Origin of the sequence: Mesorhizobium hunchu (assembly GCF_040081975.1) — a bacterium.
GTDB lineage: Bacteria > Pseudomonadota > Alphaproteobacteria > Rhizobiales > Rhizobiaceae > Mesorhizobium > Mesorhizobium hunchu.
In genome coordinates this window covers 243,739-257,652 of the sequence record NZ_JBEBMG010000001.1, presented here as the reverse complement: position 1 = coordinate 257,652, position 13,914 = coordinate 243,739, and the positions used below count along the sequence as shown (strand labels likewise).

The following is a 13,914-nucleotide window of genomic DNA, read 5'->3' as shown; positions in this document are numbered from 1 at the left end:
CGAAGGAGGAAAATGCAGGCCGGAAACGCGCATTATCGACTGGAGACGGACCTGCCTGCGAGCGTTCCAGTCTTCCCGCTCGAAGCCGCCCTGCTTCTGCCCGGCGGCCGCCTGCCGCTCAACATCTTCGAGCCCCGCTACCTGCAGATGCTGGACGGCGCACTGGCCGGCGACCGGCTGATCGGAATGATCCAGCCGGGTCTCGACGGCGCCTGCAAGGCAAACGGCGAGCCGGAACTGTGCGACGTGGGCTGCCTTGGCCGCATCGTCTCGCTGGCCGAGACCGGCGACGGGCGATACCTCATTGCCCTGCAAGGCGTCTGCCGGTTCCGCGTGGTGAAGGAGATGGCGGTGAAGACGCCTTTCCGGCAATGTCGGATCGCCCCCTTTCTGGCCGACCTCGCGGAGGATTCGACGGCCTCAAACATCGACCGCCCGGCCTTGCTGAAGACGTTCCGTGCCTATCTCCAGGCCAACGAGCTGGACGCGGACTGGGAAAGCGTCAGCCGTGCAGACAATATGATGCTGGTGAACGCCCTTTCGATGATGGCGCCATACGGGCCGGCGGAAAAGCAGGCGCTGCTGGAAGCGCCGGACCTCAAGTCGCGCGCCGAGACGCTGGTGGCGATCACCGAGATACTGCTGGCGCGCGAAGCGGACGATTTCGGCTCCAGCCTGCAATAGGCGTTTCTGGGGCGCGCGGTCCTGCAGGGGTTTCAAGGGCTTGGAGTGCGCCGCGACCTTCCGGGTTCGTTTCGTGGGCTTTAATCATTACTCTTCACGCATCTGGACTCGGAAGCTGCTTCCGTGTTCGCAAGATATGTCGAGGAAGCGCCATGACGGAACAGGACGAGAAAAAGGTCGATCCGAAAATGCTGGAGCTGCTTGCCTGTCCGCTGACCAAGGGGCCGCTCACCTGGGACGCGGAACGCCGCGAGCTGGTCTCGAAGCTTGCCCGTCTCGCCTATCCGGTGCGGGACGGGATTCCGATCATGCTTCCCTCGGAGGCCAGGCGCCTCGAAGAGGAAGGCTGAGGCGAGGGCTTTGCAGGCCGGGTCATCGAGAGGTGGCCGGCCTGGCTAGAGCATTTTGCAGCCAGACGGAATCGTCTGGCGTCGCACAAATGCGGCTAAAACAAAGAGATAGAGCGGTTCCGCCGTTTCAGTAATACCAGAACCGCTCTAGGATCATTGGAAGTTGCGGCCCTTCGGCATCACCTCCCGCGCCTTTTGTGCCATGATCTCCCGATCGGAGAAGTCGTTGCGGGAAGCGGCAGGCCGAGGGCTGCCCGCCTTGCCGTCCCCGGCGTCCGAAGGCTGCTGCAAGACGGCCAGCCAGGACGACAGGTCCTCCATTGTCTCGGCAACGATATGGACGACGCTGGACGCCGATTGCAGCCTGCCGGTGACGCGGATGAATTTCGATCCCATGATGGTGGGGAGAAGCCGCGCGAAGTCACGCTGCCAGACGACGATGTTGGCGATCGTCGCCTCGTCCTCCAGGGTGAGGAAGATGGCGTTGCCCTTGCCGGGGCGCTGGCGCACCAGCACAAGGCCCGCCACCGAAACCCGGCGGCCGTTTTCGATCGCGGCCAGTCTTGTGTTCGGCGTGACGCCGGTCCGGTTCAACCGTTCCCGCAGGAATGAAACCGGGTGCGCCTTCAGCGACAGGCCGAGCGCGCGGTAATCATGCAGGACATGCTCGCCGAGCGGCATGACGGGGAGCCTTGTTTCAGGCTCCAGATCCCGCAACCGGATGTCTGCCCGATCGAACAGCGGCAATGTCTCGGCGGCGCTCCTGCCGTCAAGCGCCCTGACCGCCCAGAGCGCAGCGCGGCGGTCGAGGCCGACGGAACGGAAAGCGTCGGCATTTGCCAGGCACTCGATCTCCCTCACGTCGAGGCCCGAGCGCAGCCAGACGTCGCGGACGGAAGCGTAGCCGGCGCCGCGCCGCATGACGAACGCCTCCATGCGCTCCTTGGAAAGGCCCTTGACCTGGTTGAAGCCGAGCCGTACCGCCCGCATGGACCTTATCACCGACCGCATCTCGACATGGCGCGCGGCGATGCGCGCCGGATCGAACCGGCCGGGGACAAGGGCGCAGTCCCAATCCGAGTGGTTGATGTCGACAGGCTTGACCTCGATGCCGTGGTCCTGCGCGTCGCGGATGAGCTGCGCCGGAGCATAGAAGCCCATCGGCTGCGAATTCAGGATCGCGGCGCAGAACACGTCGGGATAGAAAGTCTTGAACCAGCAGGAGGCATAGACGAGCAGCGCGAAGGACGCGGCGTGGCTTTCGGGGAAGCCGTAATCGCCGAAGCCTTCGATCTGGCTGAAGCAGCGCTTGGCGAATTCCTCTTCGTAGCCGTTTTTGACCATGCCGTTGATGAAATCCTGCCGGTGGCCGTCGATCGTGCCGTTGCGGCGGAAGGTGGCCATCGAGCGACGCAACTGGTCGGCCTTGCCGGGCGCAAAGCCAGCGGCGTCGATGGCGATCTTCATCGCCTGTTCCTGGAACAGCGGCACGCCACGGGTCCTTTTCAGGATCGCCTCAAGCACCGGGCTCGGGTAGTCGACCTTCTCCAGGCCCATGCGGCGACGCAGATAGGGATGCACCATGTCGCCCTGGATGGGGCCGGGCCGGACGATCGCGACCTCGATGACGAGATCGTAGAATTCCCGCGGTTTCAGGCGCGGCAGCATCGACATCTGGGCGCGCGATTCGATCTGGAAGACGCCCAGCGTATCGGCGCGGCAGATCATGTCGTAGACGCGGGAATCTTCCTTTTTCATCGTCGCCAGCGTGATCGGCCGGCCCTGGTCGTCGCGTACCCGATAATGGTCTTCCAGAAGCGTGAAGGCGCGCTTCATGCACGACAGCATGCCGAGCGCCAGAACGTCGACCTTGAGCAGGCCGACGGCGTCGAGGTCGTCCTTGTCCCACTCGACCATCTTGCGTTCGGGCATCGCCGTTTTCATGATCGGGACGATCTCGTCGAGCCGATCCTTGGTAATGACGAAACCGCCGACATGCTGCGACAGGTGGCGTGGGCATTCGCTCGCCATGAGTTCGTTGGCGCGGTCGATGACATGGCGGGAAATTGCCTGCTTGAGGTCGAGGCCGCCGGCCTTCGCCTCCGTTTCGCCGAGCTTCGACGACCACCAGCCCCAGATGGAACCGGAGAGCGCGCTGCGCGCGTCCTCGGAAAGGCCCATCGCCTTGCCGACCTCGCGCAACGCCGAGCGGCCGCGATAGGAAATGACGGCGGCCGCCAGCGCCGTGCGCTTCTGGCTGTATTTCTCGTAGATGTAAGCGATGATCTTGTCGCGGTGCTCATGCTCGAAATCGACGTCGATGTCGGGCGGCTCGTCGCGCTCGGTCGAGATGAATCGCTCCAGCAGCAGGTCCACACCCATGAGGACAGGGTCCACTGCAGTAATGCCGAGGCAGAAACAGACGACGGAATTGGCTGCCGATCCGCGTCCCTGGCAGAGCACGTCCGCCTTTTCGCGGGCATAGCGGACGAGGTCGTTCACGGTGAGGAAATAGCGCGCGTATTTTTTCCCGGCGATGAGCGCCAGTTCCTGCGGGATCAGATTCAAGACCTTTTCCGGGATGCCTTCCGGATAGCGACGATGCGCGCCTTCCCAGGTCAGCCGTTCCAGTTCGGTCTGCGGATCGACGCCTTCCTCGGTCGTCTCCTCGGGATAGTTGTGCTGAAGCTCATTGAACGAAAACTTCAGCTCGGAGGCAAAGCGCAATGTCTCGGCCAGCGCCTGCGGGTGGCGCTGAAACAGGCGCGCCATTTCGGCCGGCGGCTTGAGATGCCGTTCCGCATTCGCCTCCAGTGCGAAACCGGTCTCGGCGACCGTCTTGTTGAGCCGAATGGCGGTCAGCACGTCCTGCAGCGGCCGGCGCTCGGAGGCGTGATAAAGCACGTCGTTGGTGGCCATCAGCGGCATGGTCGAGGCTTCGGCCAGAGCCGCCGCCGCTTCCAGCCTGAACCTGCCGTCGCCGTGATAGGCAGGCGCGACCGCGAGGCGGACGGCACCCGCAAAGCGATGTCTGAGGCCGCGCAGCAGAGCGAGGGTTTCCTCCTCGTTGGCGGCAAGATCGGGCAACGCCGCCAGCGACATGCGGTCGCCCCACTCCCAGAGGTCGCCGCGCCTGAGCAGCGTTTTGCCCTTTTCGGTCTCGTCGCGCAGATTGGCCTGCGTCAGCATGCGGCACAGATAGCCCCAGCCGGTGCGGTCCCGCGGATAGGCGAGGATGTCGGGCGTGCCGTCCGAGAAGACGAGGCGGCAGCCGGGATGATAGGGCAGATGCACCGGCCCGAAGGATCTTGCCGGGTCGTCCTTGTCCTCGATCCGGACGAATTTCGATGCGCTCCAGGCGCGCACCGTGCCGGCGACCGTGTTGCGGTCGGCCAGTCCCATGCCGGCATGGCCGTAAAGGCAGGCGGCGACGACCAGTTCCTCCGGCCGCGAGGCGCCGCGCAGGAAGGAGAAATTCGACTGCGCGCCGAACTCGATGTATCCCGGCTCGGCCGGCGTATTGCGGGGCGGCTCCGGCTTCATGCGAAAACCCCGTGCAGGAACCAGCGCGGCGGTTCCCCCGACCGGCCGTAAAGGCCCTGCCGGTAAAGCCAGTAGCGCCGTCCCTCGGCATCCTCGACGCGGAAATAATCGCGGGTGCGTTGCGCCGCGCTTTCCCCGGCGGCCTGCTTTCGGCCCGCTTCGCAAGCCTCGCCCGTCTCGTCCTGCTTTCTTTCGACGGGAGGAGTCTCCAGCCACCATTCGGAGCCGATGCGCTCCGGCCCTTCGGCGCGGACGACAGGATAGTGCGCGCGCCGCCAGCGGAAGTTCAAGAGCGGCCCTTCCGGTATCCCGGTCATGACCTCGATGGGCTCGGGCCGCTTGAACAGGCGCAGGGGCCGTTCGGCCGTGGCCGGGCTTTCGGCTTCCCGTGCGGACGTTGCGGCCGGAGCCTCGGCGTAGGGCGAAAAGGCGACCGCCCGTTCAGGCAGATGGCTGGCGACGGGAACCGGCTTGCGGATGGCGTTGCGGCCGAAACGGGCGCAGACACGGTCGGCGAACAGCGCGAAGCGGTCCTCGTCGTCGCGGCGATCCTCGCCGAGGTCGGTCTGGCGCATGTCGAGCGGCGCGACCGACGGCACCGTCAGCCGGACAAGGTCGAAGCCGCAGCCGGCGTCGAGACCGTCGCCGAGCGCGGCGAGCCGTTCATGGAAGAGCTTCGCCATCCGGTCCGACGCGCGCGCCGGCCGCGACAGGCCGACGGAAAGCCGGGCGACCAGACCGTCGACCCGGAACAGGAAGAGCCGCAGGGCGAGCGCGCCGGCGCCGCGCCGTTCCAGCGCTTCCCCGAGCGCGCCGGCGAGCGGCAGCACGACGCGCTCGACGTCCTCCACCGTCATGATGGGTTCGGCCAGCCGGCGCTCGGCCGAGAGTTCCGGCACCGGCAGGCGCGGCGACAGCGCCTCGTCGATCAGGCCGAGGGCCTGATCGAGCCGCAGGACGATTTCCCGGCCGAAGCGGCGGACCAGAGGCGCGCGCGGCGCGGCCATGACGGCGCCGATCGTGCGCAGGCCGACGCTGTCGAGCGCCGTCGCGGTCGCTGTATCGAGGCGCAGCGCAGCCGGCGGCAGCGGCGTGAGCCAGCCGGCCGCCGCGCCCTCTGGCACCACGACGGCATCGCCGTGGAAGCGGGCGACGGCCCATGCCGCGCCGGCGGTGTCGGCGACGGCCGCGCGCGCCTCGATGCCCTGTTCGGGGAAACGGCGCAGCATGTCGGCGACAAGAGCCTGCTCGCCGCCGAACAGATGGCTGCATCCCGTGATGTCGAGGAAAAGACCGTCGGCGCCGTCCAGCGCCACCAGCGGCGTATAACGGTCGCACCAGTCGGCGAGGCTTTCCAGCAACCGGCGGTCGGCTTGCGCGTCTGCCTCGACGATCTCGACAGAGGGGTGCATGGCGCGCGCGTCGGCGACGCCCATGCCGCGCTTCAGCCTCAGCGCTTCGGCGCGGCGGTCGAGCGCGGCGACGATCTGCGTGTTGCCGTCACGCCTGCTCACCAGCAGCGGCGGGAAACCGGAAGCGGCCGTATGCCAGGCGCGGCCCAGCCGGCGGCGCCATATCCGGTCGGTGCCGAGGTGGGGAAACCACAGCGACAGGATCCTGCGGCCTGCCGGAAGGGCCGGCGTCGTGGTGTTCAGGGGAGCGATGTCCAAATGTGCGTTCATCGGCATTCCATTCCAGAATGAAGCGCGCCGGCGGCGCCATGCGATTCTTGTCCAGGGTGACGGCGAAGGCCGGCGGGCCGATTGAGCCGGCAAGCGGCCGGCCGAGAATGCGCCGCGTCCCGGCCGGCGCGGGCTCCACGGCGAAGCGCAGCGGCGCGGCGGTCGCCTGGCGATCGGCTGACTGACGGATGAGGAAGACGGGCCTGCCGGCCTCGGCGGCGCGGCGATGCAGCCGCCGCGTCGCCGTGAAGTCGAGCTGGCGCGGATTGCCGGCCAGTTCGAGGACGACGGCAGCGAGTTCCTTGAGCGCCGCCGCCTGTTCGGCGATCCACAGCGCATCACCGGGCTTCGGCGCTTCGGCGAGCAGAAGTTCTTCCGGCGCGATGCCGAACAGCCGCGAAAGTCCATGTGCATAGGGCAGGCCGGCCTCGGCGAAGAAGCCGGACGCGCCGATCCACAGGACCTGCCGCCGCGGCGTTTTCTTCAACAGCAGGCTCGCCAGCGCCAGCACGAAGCCGCCGACGGCGCCGGCGTCGCGCATATGCCGGCCGTGGATTTCGGTCAGGGCCGCTTTCGGGATTCCATTGCCAAGGGCCGTGTCCAGCGCCGCCACGCCCGTCTCCACCACGCCGTCCGGGCTCGGCGGGTGGCCATTGTGGCGCAGCAGAATGATCTCTTCCCCCGGCGCGTCCAGGCGCTCGGGAAGGCTTCCCTCGATCCTCGCGATTTCACGGCGCAGGGCAAAAACGGTTTCCCTCGCCACGGCGCTGCTCACCATGACGTTCTGTTCTCTGCAGGTTTGTTCCTGTTATGTTCTTATGGATTCCAGAGAGCCGGAAAAGAGTCAAGCGGGACGGGAAAAGAATTTATTCCTCTTTGCGTGGAGCATGTCGGACGAAGAACCGCCTTGGTTTGCCGTCAGCGCTGCAAAAGCCTATATGCCGCGGGACTGAAGGACGAAGAATGGCCCGCATCTACAAGACCCGCACCTGGCATGGCGAATTGTCCCCCTCGCTGGAGGAATTGGAGTTCCTGGCACTGGAGGCCTACGCGCACCTGCCGGAGGATTTCCGCACCCTCACCGGCGAGATCGTGATCCAGGTGGCGGAGTTCCCGACGGAAGAGATCATGGACGACCTCTCGCTGGAGACGCCGTTCGACCTGCTCGGCCTGTTTGAGGGACGCGGCATCGCCGAGCGCTGGAACCCGGCGACCGGCGAGGGGCCGAACCGCATCACGCTCTACCGCCGCGCCATTCTCGACTACTGGTCCGAGAACGAGGAAACGCTGGGCGATATCGTCACCCATGTGCTGATCCACGAGGTCGGCCACCATTTCGGCCTGTCCGACGACGACATGGAAAAAATCGAGGAAGCGGCGGAGTAGGGCGGTTTCCGGGACCTGTCACGGAATGGTTTCCGGCACGCGGTCGCTATCGATCCCCGGCCGGAATGACGGTATGGCGAGCGCCTACCAGTCGCTCAACTTGGTCTCGCCGGCCTTGTAGTCCTGGCCCTCGACGTCCTTCACCACGGCCTGCCCGCAGCGCATCATCTTGGCCTTCCTGTCATAGGCGTAGGTGGGCGAGCCGTAGAGGTGCCAGCCCTTGTTCAGCGCCGCCGTCACCTTGTGGCAGAATTTGGCGTCGTCGACTTCGGTGAGGAAGCGGTAGAGTCGCATCGGATCGATCCTGTGGTGAAATCCAAAGCCATCATGCGCCGACGGCGGCCGCCTTCGCCAGCAGTTTTTCGGCCTGGGCGAGATGCAGCCGCTCGACCATTCTTCCGTCCAGCGCGATGACGCCCTTGCTGATGTTTTCCGGCCGGGCGAAGGCGTCGGCGATCGCCCGCGCTTCGGCCAGCGCTTCCGGCGACGGCGAGAAGGCACGGTTCGCCGCTTCGATCTGGGAGGGATGGATCAGCGTCTTGCCGTCGAATCCCATCGCCGCCGCTGCCGCGCATTCGCGGGCGAAGCCGTCGCCGTCGCGGAAATCGTTGTAGACGCCGTCCAGGAGGTCGAGCCCGCCGGCGCGCGCAGCCAGCACCATCTGCATCAGCCAGGGCAGGAGAAGGCCGCGGTCGGGACCGGGCGTAATGCCCGTATCCTTCACGAGATCATTCGTTCCGGCAACGAAACAAGTCAGGCGCGAGGCTGGATCACGGCCGAGCTCGGCGATCGCGCCGATGTTGATGAGAGCCTTCGGCGTCTCGATCATCGCCCATAGCTGCAGCGCGTCGGGCGCCGGTGCGTCGTCCAGAGCGTCGTCGGCTTCGAGAATGTCGCGGGCAGTCTCCACCTTGGGCAGGACGATGGCGTCGGGCGCGCAGGCGATGGCCGCTGCGAGATCGTCATTGCCCCATTCGCCGGACAATGGGTTGATGCGCACGGCCATCTCGCAACGGTGCGGCCGGGCGGAAAAGACAGCGGCGAGCCTTGCCCGCGCCGCCGCCTTCTCCTGCGGCGCGACGGCGTCCTCGAGGTCGACGATCACCGCGTCGCATGCCAGTTGGCCGATCTTGGCCAGCGCCTTCTCGCTGGAGGCAGGCACGTAGAGCACCGAGCGGCGCGGACGCTGGACTTGCTTGTTCATCTGGTCTTCTTGCCTTCCGGCGCTGGCCCTTGCAAGAGTGAGGCAGCCAAGAGTTTGTCGCCGCGAATGAATTGCCGTCAGCATTCGCCGCCGGCGGCAGTTTTCTTCTGCGAACGGATGGTCGGCACATGGCCCAATACGACATCGTCATCATCGGCGGCGCGATCGTCGGCTCCGCCACCGCCTATTATTTGCGCAAGGAAGGATTCACCGGCACGATCGCGCTGGTGGAACGGGATCCGCAGTTCAACCATGCGTGCACGACGCTGTCGGCCGCCTCGATCCGCCAGCAGTTCTCGATTCCCGAGAACATCCGGCTGTCGCAATTCACGCTTCGGTTGTTCCGCCGCCTGAAGGAGGAATTCGGTGCCGAGGCGGATATCGGATTCCGCGAGGGCGGCTACCTGATCCTCGCCTCGGAAGACGGGTTGCCGGCGCTCGCCACCAACCATGCCGTGCAGGTGACCGAGAGCGCGGACATCGTGCTGGAGGACCGCGGACTGCTCGAACAGCGCTTTGCCTGGCTGTCCGGCGAAGGCATCGCCGCCGGAACCTACGGCGTCAGCGGCGAAGGCTGGTTCGACGCCCACGCCTATCTCCAGCTTTTCCGCAAGGCGCTCCGGACCATGCAGGTGGACATGATCACGGCCTCCGTCACCGGTATCGAGCGGGAGGGCAACCGTGTCACCGCCGTCACGCTGGACGACGGCAGTGCGGGAGGCCGGACGCTTCGGGCAGGCACGGTCATCAACGCCGCCGGCGCCAGCGCGGGCAGGGTGGCGGCGCTCGCCGGGCTCGACCTGCCGGTCGAGCCGCGCAAGCGCACGGTCTTCGTCTTCGAGGCGCGCGACCGCTTCGCCGACATGCCGTTGCTGGTGGACCCCAGCGGCATCTATGTGCGCCCGGAAGGCTCCGTCTACATCACCGGCGGCGCCGAGGAGGAAGAGGGCGAAGGTGCCGCCGATCCGGCCGATTTCGAGCCGCGCTGGGACCTGTTCGAGGAGATCATCTGGCCGACGCTCGCCATGCGCATTCCCGCCTTCGAGGCGATCAAGATGACGCGCGCCTGGGCCGGCCACTACGACTACAACACGCTGGACCAGAACGCCGTCATCGGCCCGCATCCCGAAGTGGCGAATTTCCTCTTCGCCAACGGCTTCTCCGGCCACGGCCTGCAGCAGGCGCCGGCCGTCGGCAAGGCGCTGGCAGAACTGGTCGTGCATGGCGGCTACCGTACGATCGACTGCTCGGCCTTCGGTTACGAGCGGGTGGCCGAGGGCAGGCCGTTCCGCGAACTGAACGTGATCTGAAGCCGGTCTGTCCCTCAGAGGAGAGGAACCGCGCCGGCGCGTGATCCTTTGCTATCGCTCCGGACGTCGAAGCTCGAAAAGCCAAGCGGTTGGCTTTTCGTCCGCCGCGCGGACCGCGCGTCTCACCCCTTGCACTCTTCCTCGAACCGTCCCACATTGGGGCCGTGTTCAACCAATTGAAAGGAGGTGATCCGATGTCGAGTGATTTCGTTTTCCAGAGCGTGGTCCCGGCGGATCGCCTTCACGGAGAGCAGTCTCTCCGCTGAAGTGCGTGAAGCGCGGCGCTTGAGCCTCGGATGATTCCGAGGCTCGTGCCACGAGCCGCGTACTGGACGAAAGACACGGGAAGGCCGCCTGCTTCCACAAGAAGCGGCGGCCTTTTCGTTTGGGCGTTATGGCGGGTTACTGCGTGAGCGCGAGCCGCTCGGTGTTGGCGATGATGCTCTGGAAGGCCTGGTTGAGTTCTTCGCCCGTCGAGACGTCGAAAAAGTGTTTCATGCTGCTCGACTTGTCGGTCGACGAACAGTTCTTCAGCACGTCGCGTGCTGCGCTGGCCTCGTCGGACGGAAGCGCGAAGCCGATGGTGAAGACCTCGATGCCGTCGCTCTTCATGTTGTCGCAGATGCGTTCCGCATTGCCGCGCGCCAGGCCGCCCTGGCCGTTGTTGTTCGTGCCGCTGACGCCGGCATAGACGGTGTTGAACTCGCCGTCGGTCATCAGGATGGCGACCTTGGATATCTTTTTGGAATTGGTGTCCGAAGGGCCGTCGCCTAGGTCTGCGGACCGGATCGCGGAACGCCAGCGCGGCGACAGCATGTAATATGTCCACTGCACCCCGATGGCTCCGCCGGTGTAGCCATTGGCGCTGAAATCATAGATCGAATCGAGCAGCGCCGCGGAGTCCGCCGTCAGCGGTATGACCTTGGCGTTTGGGCATTTGTTCATGCCCTGCCCGCTCAGCCGGTTGTCGCGGTTGACGAGCGCATAGTACTGCTTGCCCGATTTGTCGGTGCGCACCGTATCCGGGCCGTCGGCCGTGAAATCCGCCTTTCCGTCGCGCGTCTTGCGCTCGGTCGCGCAGGCGTCGGAATTCGGGAACGCCGAGGAAACGACGGACGTATATTGGCCGAAGGACGGAAGCGTCGTCTTGCCCGTCTTCGCCACCAGCAAGGAACTGCCAGCAACGGGCGGCAGGTCGGACGACGAAGAGGTCTCGGCGTAGGTCATCTTGCCGAGCGCGCCGACATTGACCCCCGACGCATAGGGGACGATGGCGACGCGAACCCTCGGATTCTTCGGATCCTGGCCGTCCAGCATGGTCCTGACGGCATTTTCCGCTGCGGTCTTGAGGTCGCCGATCTTGTCGGTCTTGCGGGTCTTTTGCATCGATCCGGTCAGGTCGAGCATCATGGCGACCTCGATCTGCTTGTCCGAATAGATCGCGGCGCTGGTGTTCGTGACGCGCTTGGTCTTGTCCATGCCGAACAGCGGGAAGAACAGATCGACGTCGACATGAGCAGCCGCTTCCACCGTCCTAGCGGTCTGATCCACCGTCAATCGATCGAGCGTGATGCGGTCTGGGGTAAGGATGCCGCCGCTGCTGTTGGCGGACAGGAACGCCTTAACCACCTTCTCGGCGTCCGCCGGCTGGATGACGCCGGTCGTCAGGTCGCGCGCTGTGGACGTCACTGCGGCGTCGACTGCGCCGCTCAAGGCCGTCCTGGCATTGTAGAGCTGTACCGTGTCCACGCCGAAGCCCACCGCCGCCGCCAGCGTCGCGACGACCACGCCGAACATCAGTGCGAAATTGCCGCCGCGATCCTGCATGAAACGCTTCGCCGCGCGCCTGATCGAAACCCCCGAATACCGCATGTCCTGCCTCCGCACCCTGTCGCGATCCGCGATCGCCGTCAGGCGCCGTGCAGGAAAGAGGCCGGTATCGCGGGTCGAGGGCAGCGGCTGGCTGGAAAGCCTTTCAAGTCGTTGTTTTTGCTATTGGATGCGATCGGATATGGTAAACCGGTCGTAAACCTTCCTTGCAGGGGCGGCAGACGTTTACGAGTTGCTTACCATGTCGGGGTGACGCACCCGACGAAACAGCCCTGCTGTCCCGTTCGGATACAGTCTGCATGTCCCGAAAAGGGTCGCCGCGCCAACGGGACACGAGCCGGACTACGGGCTGGACCGCCAACAGGGACGGGGCTGGCAGCGCGCCGTTCGGCTGGACGATTGCGTCCGGAGGAAACCGGGTCAGAAGTCGCTGGTCAGCCCCTTCACTTCCCAGTCGCCGTAGCGGCCGGGCTCGTTGCCGCCGCGTCCGCCGATCTCCCTGGGCAACGACGCTTCGCGCCTGCGATATTCCGCCCGCCGTTTCTCGGCCTCCGCCAGCGCGCGCTCGGCCGCTGGACTTAGCGCCTTGCGTGCAGGCGTCTCGGGGAGGGGAGACCTGTCTTCGTCTGTGTCGCTCATCTCGATGCCTGTGGATTGAATCGCCGCATTCTGTTTCCCATCATATAATCGAACCGCGGCGGGGATCGACCCCCGCGGCAGAGGAGACCGGACTTTGAACACGTTGCGCACCGCCATGCTTCTGGCCGTCATGACGGCTCTGTTCATGGGCGTCGGCTATCTGCTCGGCGGCTCGGGCGGCATGATGATCGCGCTGGTCATCGCCGCCGGCACCAATCTGTTCTCCTACTGGAACGCCGACAAGATGGTTCTGGCCATGAACCGCGCCGTCGAGGTCGACGAGAAGACCGCGCCGGACTATTTTTCCATCGTGCGCGATCTCGCGCAGCGCGCCGGCCTGCCGATGCCGCGCGTCTATCTCATCGATAACCCGCAGCCGAACGCCTTCGCCACCGGGCGCAATCCCGAGCACGCGGCGGTCGCCGCCACGACCGGCCTTCTGCAGCGCCTGTCGCATGAGGACGTCGCAGGCGTGATGGCGCACGAGTTGGCCCATGTGCAGCACCGTGACACGCTGACCATGACGATCGTCGCCACGCTCGCCGGCGCCATCTCCATGCTCGGCAATTTCGCCTTCTTCCTCGGCGGCAACCGCAACAACAACGGTGCCGGCATCCTCGGCGTGCTGGCGGCGATGATCGTGGCGCCCTTCGCGGCGATGATCGTGCAGATGGCGGTATCGCGCACGCGCGAATACGCCGCCGACAGGCGCGGCGCCGAGATCACCGGCCGCCGCTGTGGCTCGCCTCGGCGCTCGCCAAGATCGCGAGCGGCGCCGAGGCGATCCGCAATCCCGACGCCGAGCGCAATCCGGCGACCGCGCATCTCTTCATCATCAACCCGCTGCATGGCGAGCGCATGGATTCGCTCTTCTCCACGCATCCGGCGACGGAAAACCGCATCGCCGCGCTGAAGGAAATGGCCGACGAAATGAGCCGCACTGGCGCGACGGCGGCGCGGCGTTCGGATTCTACGCCGAAGGCACCCGCCGGCCGGCCGCAGGCCGATGATGACAGCATGTCCGGACCATGGGGCAAGGCAGACGGGTCGAACGCCGAGACGGGTGAGACCGCCGGGCCGGCCGTCCCGAAGCCCAATCCATGGGGCCGCAACCCGACCGGACCGAAAGGGCCTTGGTCCTAGATTTTTCCGCGTCCTGCCTCGCTCCCCAAGAGCAGAGCAGTCGAATGGGGCGCCGCACCCCCACCCCTAACCCCTCCCCACAAGGGGGAGGGGGACTTTGCGGCGCTGCTACCGTCAGCCAATGTCCCCAATTGTGACTGCAA

Annotated in this window: 11 protein-coding genes and 1 pseudogene; 5 read left to right on the top strand and 7 right to left on the bottom strand. The window is 65.9% G+C overall.

Annotation, left to right across the window (positions count from 1 at the left end):
* The first annotated feature begins 12 nt into the window (after positions 1-12).
* Entirely contained in the window at positions 13-684 is a 672-nt protein-coding gene (locus ABMA46_RS01260) for an LON peptidase substrate-binding domain-containing protein (protein WP_348997470.1), read from the top strand.
* 152 nt (positions 685-836) lie between these two features.
* The gene (locus ABMA46_RS01255; protein WP_348997469.1) at positions 837-1,034 is read left to right on the top strand and encodes a Trm112 family protein; all 198 of its coding nucleotides are present in this window, start codon (positions 837-839) and stop codon (positions 1,032-1,034) included.
* A 153-nt stretch (positions 1,035-1,187) separates the two neighbouring features.
* On the opposite strand, the gene ABMA46_RS01250 is transcribed toward ABMA46_RS01255, so the two are convergent.
* From ABMA46_RS01250 to ABMA46_RS01240, 3 genes are read right to left on the bottom strand one after another with little or no spacing between them, the layout of a single operon-like run.
* A complete protein-coding gene (locus ABMA46_RS01250; RefSeq protein ID WP_348997468.1) occupies positions 1,188-4,577 on the bottom strand; it encodes an error-prone DNA polymerase in 3,390 nt (1,129 codons plus the stop codon).
* On the bottom strand, positions 4,574-6,094 hold the full coding sequence (locus ABMA46_RS01245) for a Y-family DNA polymerase (protein ID WP_348997909.1): 1,521 nt from the start codon (positions 6,092-6,094) through the stop codon (positions 4,574-4,576). Before ABMA46_RS01245 ends, ABMA46_RS01250 begins: the two co-directional genes overlap by 4 nt.
* Positions 6,078-7,037 carry an ImuA family protein gene (locus ABMA46_RS01240; RefSeq protein WP_348997467.1) on the bottom strand — a complete coding sequence of 320 codons (960 nt, stop codon included), beginning with the start codon at positions 7,035-7,037 and terminating at the stop codon, positions 6,078-6,080. The genes ABMA46_RS01245 and ABMA46_RS01240 overlap by 17 nt, the downstream gene beginning before the upstream one ends.
* Positions 7,038-7,222: 185 nt before the next feature.
* Here ABMA46_RS01240 and ABMA46_RS01235 point away from each other — a divergent pair, with 185 nt between their 5' ends.
* Entirely contained in the window at positions 7,223-7,645 is a 423-nt protein-coding gene (locus ABMA46_RS01235) for a metallopeptidase family protein (protein WP_348997466.1), read from the top strand.
* Between the two features lie 84 nt (positions 7,646-7,729).
* On the opposite strand, the gene ABMA46_RS01230 is transcribed toward ABMA46_RS01235, so the two are convergent.
* Together ABMA46_RS01230 and ABMA46_RS01225 are read right to left on the bottom strand one after the other, a co-directional pair.
* Positions 7,730-7,939 carry a DUF1737 domain-containing protein gene (locus tag ABMA46_RS01230; protein WP_348997465.1) on the bottom strand — a complete coding sequence of 70 codons (210 nt, stop codon included), beginning with the start codon at positions 7,937-7,939 and terminating at the stop codon, positions 7,730-7,732.
* A gap of 31 nt (positions 7,940-7,970) precedes the next feature.
* Positions 7,971-8,849, bottom strand: a complete 879-nt coding sequence (locus ABMA46_RS01225) for an HpcH/HpaI aldolase/citrate lyase family protein (RefSeq protein ID WP_348997464.1) — start codon at positions 8,847-8,849, stop codon at positions 7,971-7,973.
* A 128-nt stretch (positions 8,850-8,977) separates the two neighbouring features.
* Between ABMA46_RS01225 and ABMA46_RS01220 the strand changes: the two genes are divergently transcribed.
* Complete coding sequence (locus ABMA46_RS01220; protein WP_348997463.1) at positions 8,978-10,159, top strand: NAD(P)/FAD-dependent oxidoreductase; 1,182 nt, start codon at positions 8,978-8,980, stop codon at positions 10,157-10,159.
* 402 nt (positions 10,160-10,561) lie between these two features.
* On the opposite strand, the gene ABMA46_RS01215 is transcribed toward ABMA46_RS01220, so the two are convergent.
* Both ABMA46_RS01215 and ABMA46_RS01210 read right to left on the bottom strand, forming a co-directional pair.
* Complete coding sequence (locus ABMA46_RS01215) at positions 10,562-12,031, bottom strand: pilus assembly protein TadG-related protein (protein WP_348997462.1); 1,470 nt, start codon at positions 12,029-12,031, stop codon at positions 10,562-10,564.
* Between the two features lie 378 nt (positions 12,032-12,409).
* Positions 12,410-12,628, bottom strand: a complete 219-nt coding sequence (locus tag ABMA46_RS01210; protein WP_348997461.1) for a DUF1674 domain-containing protein — start codon at positions 12,626-12,628, stop codon at positions 12,410-12,412.
* 94 nt (positions 12,629-12,722) lie between these two features.
* Between ABMA46_RS01210 and htpX the strand changes: the two are divergent.
* Positions 12,723-13,771 (top strand): annotated as a pseudogene (gene htpX, locus ABMA46_RS01205) (zinc metalloprotease HtpX).
* Positions 13,772-13,914: the final 143 nt, after the last annotated feature.

What these genes read in the sequence shown, in the direction of transcription:
- ABMA46_RS01260 (WP_348997470.1), top strand. Translation starts at nt 13, where the DNA reads ATGCAGGCCGGAAACGCGCATTATCGACTGGAGACGGACCTGCCTGCG.
- ABMA46_RS01255 (WP_348997469.1), top strand. Translation starts at nt 837, where the DNA reads ATGACGGAACAGGACGAGAAAAAGGTCGATCCGAAAATGCTGGAGCTG.
- ABMA46_RS01250 (WP_348997468.1), bottom strand. Translation starts at nt 4,577, where the DNA reads ATGAAGCCGGAGCCGCCCCGCAATACGCCGGCCGAGCCGGGATACATC.
- ABMA46_RS01240 (WP_348997467.1), bottom strand. Translation starts at nt 7,037, where the DNA reads ATGGTGAGCAGCGCCGTGGCGAGGGAAACCGTTTTTGCCCTGCGCCGT.
- ABMA46_RS01235 (WP_348997466.1), top strand. Translation starts at nt 7,223, where the DNA reads ATGGCCCGCATCTACAAGACCCGCACCTGGCATGGCGAATTGTCCCCC.
- ABMA46_RS01230 (WP_348997465.1), bottom strand. Translation starts at nt 7,939, where the DNA reads ATGCGACTCTACCGCTTCCTCACCGAAGTCGACGACGCCAAATTCTGC.
- ABMA46_RS01225 (WP_348997464.1), bottom strand. Translation starts at nt 8,849, where the DNA reads ATGAACAAGCAAGTCCAGCGTCCGCGCCGCTCGGTGCTCTACGTGCCT.
- ABMA46_RS01220 (WP_348997463.1), top strand. Translation starts at nt 8,978, where the DNA reads ATGGCCCAATACGACATCGTCATCATCGGCGGCGCGATCGTCGGCTCC.
- ABMA46_RS01215 (WP_348997462.1), bottom strand. Translation starts at nt 12,031, where the DNA reads ATGCGGTATTCGGGGGTTTCGATCAGGCGCGCGGCGAAGCGTTTCATG.
- ABMA46_RS01210 (WP_348997461.1), bottom strand. Translation starts at nt 12,628, where the DNA reads ATGAGCGACACAGACGAAGACAGGTCTCCCCTCCCCGAGACGCCTGCA.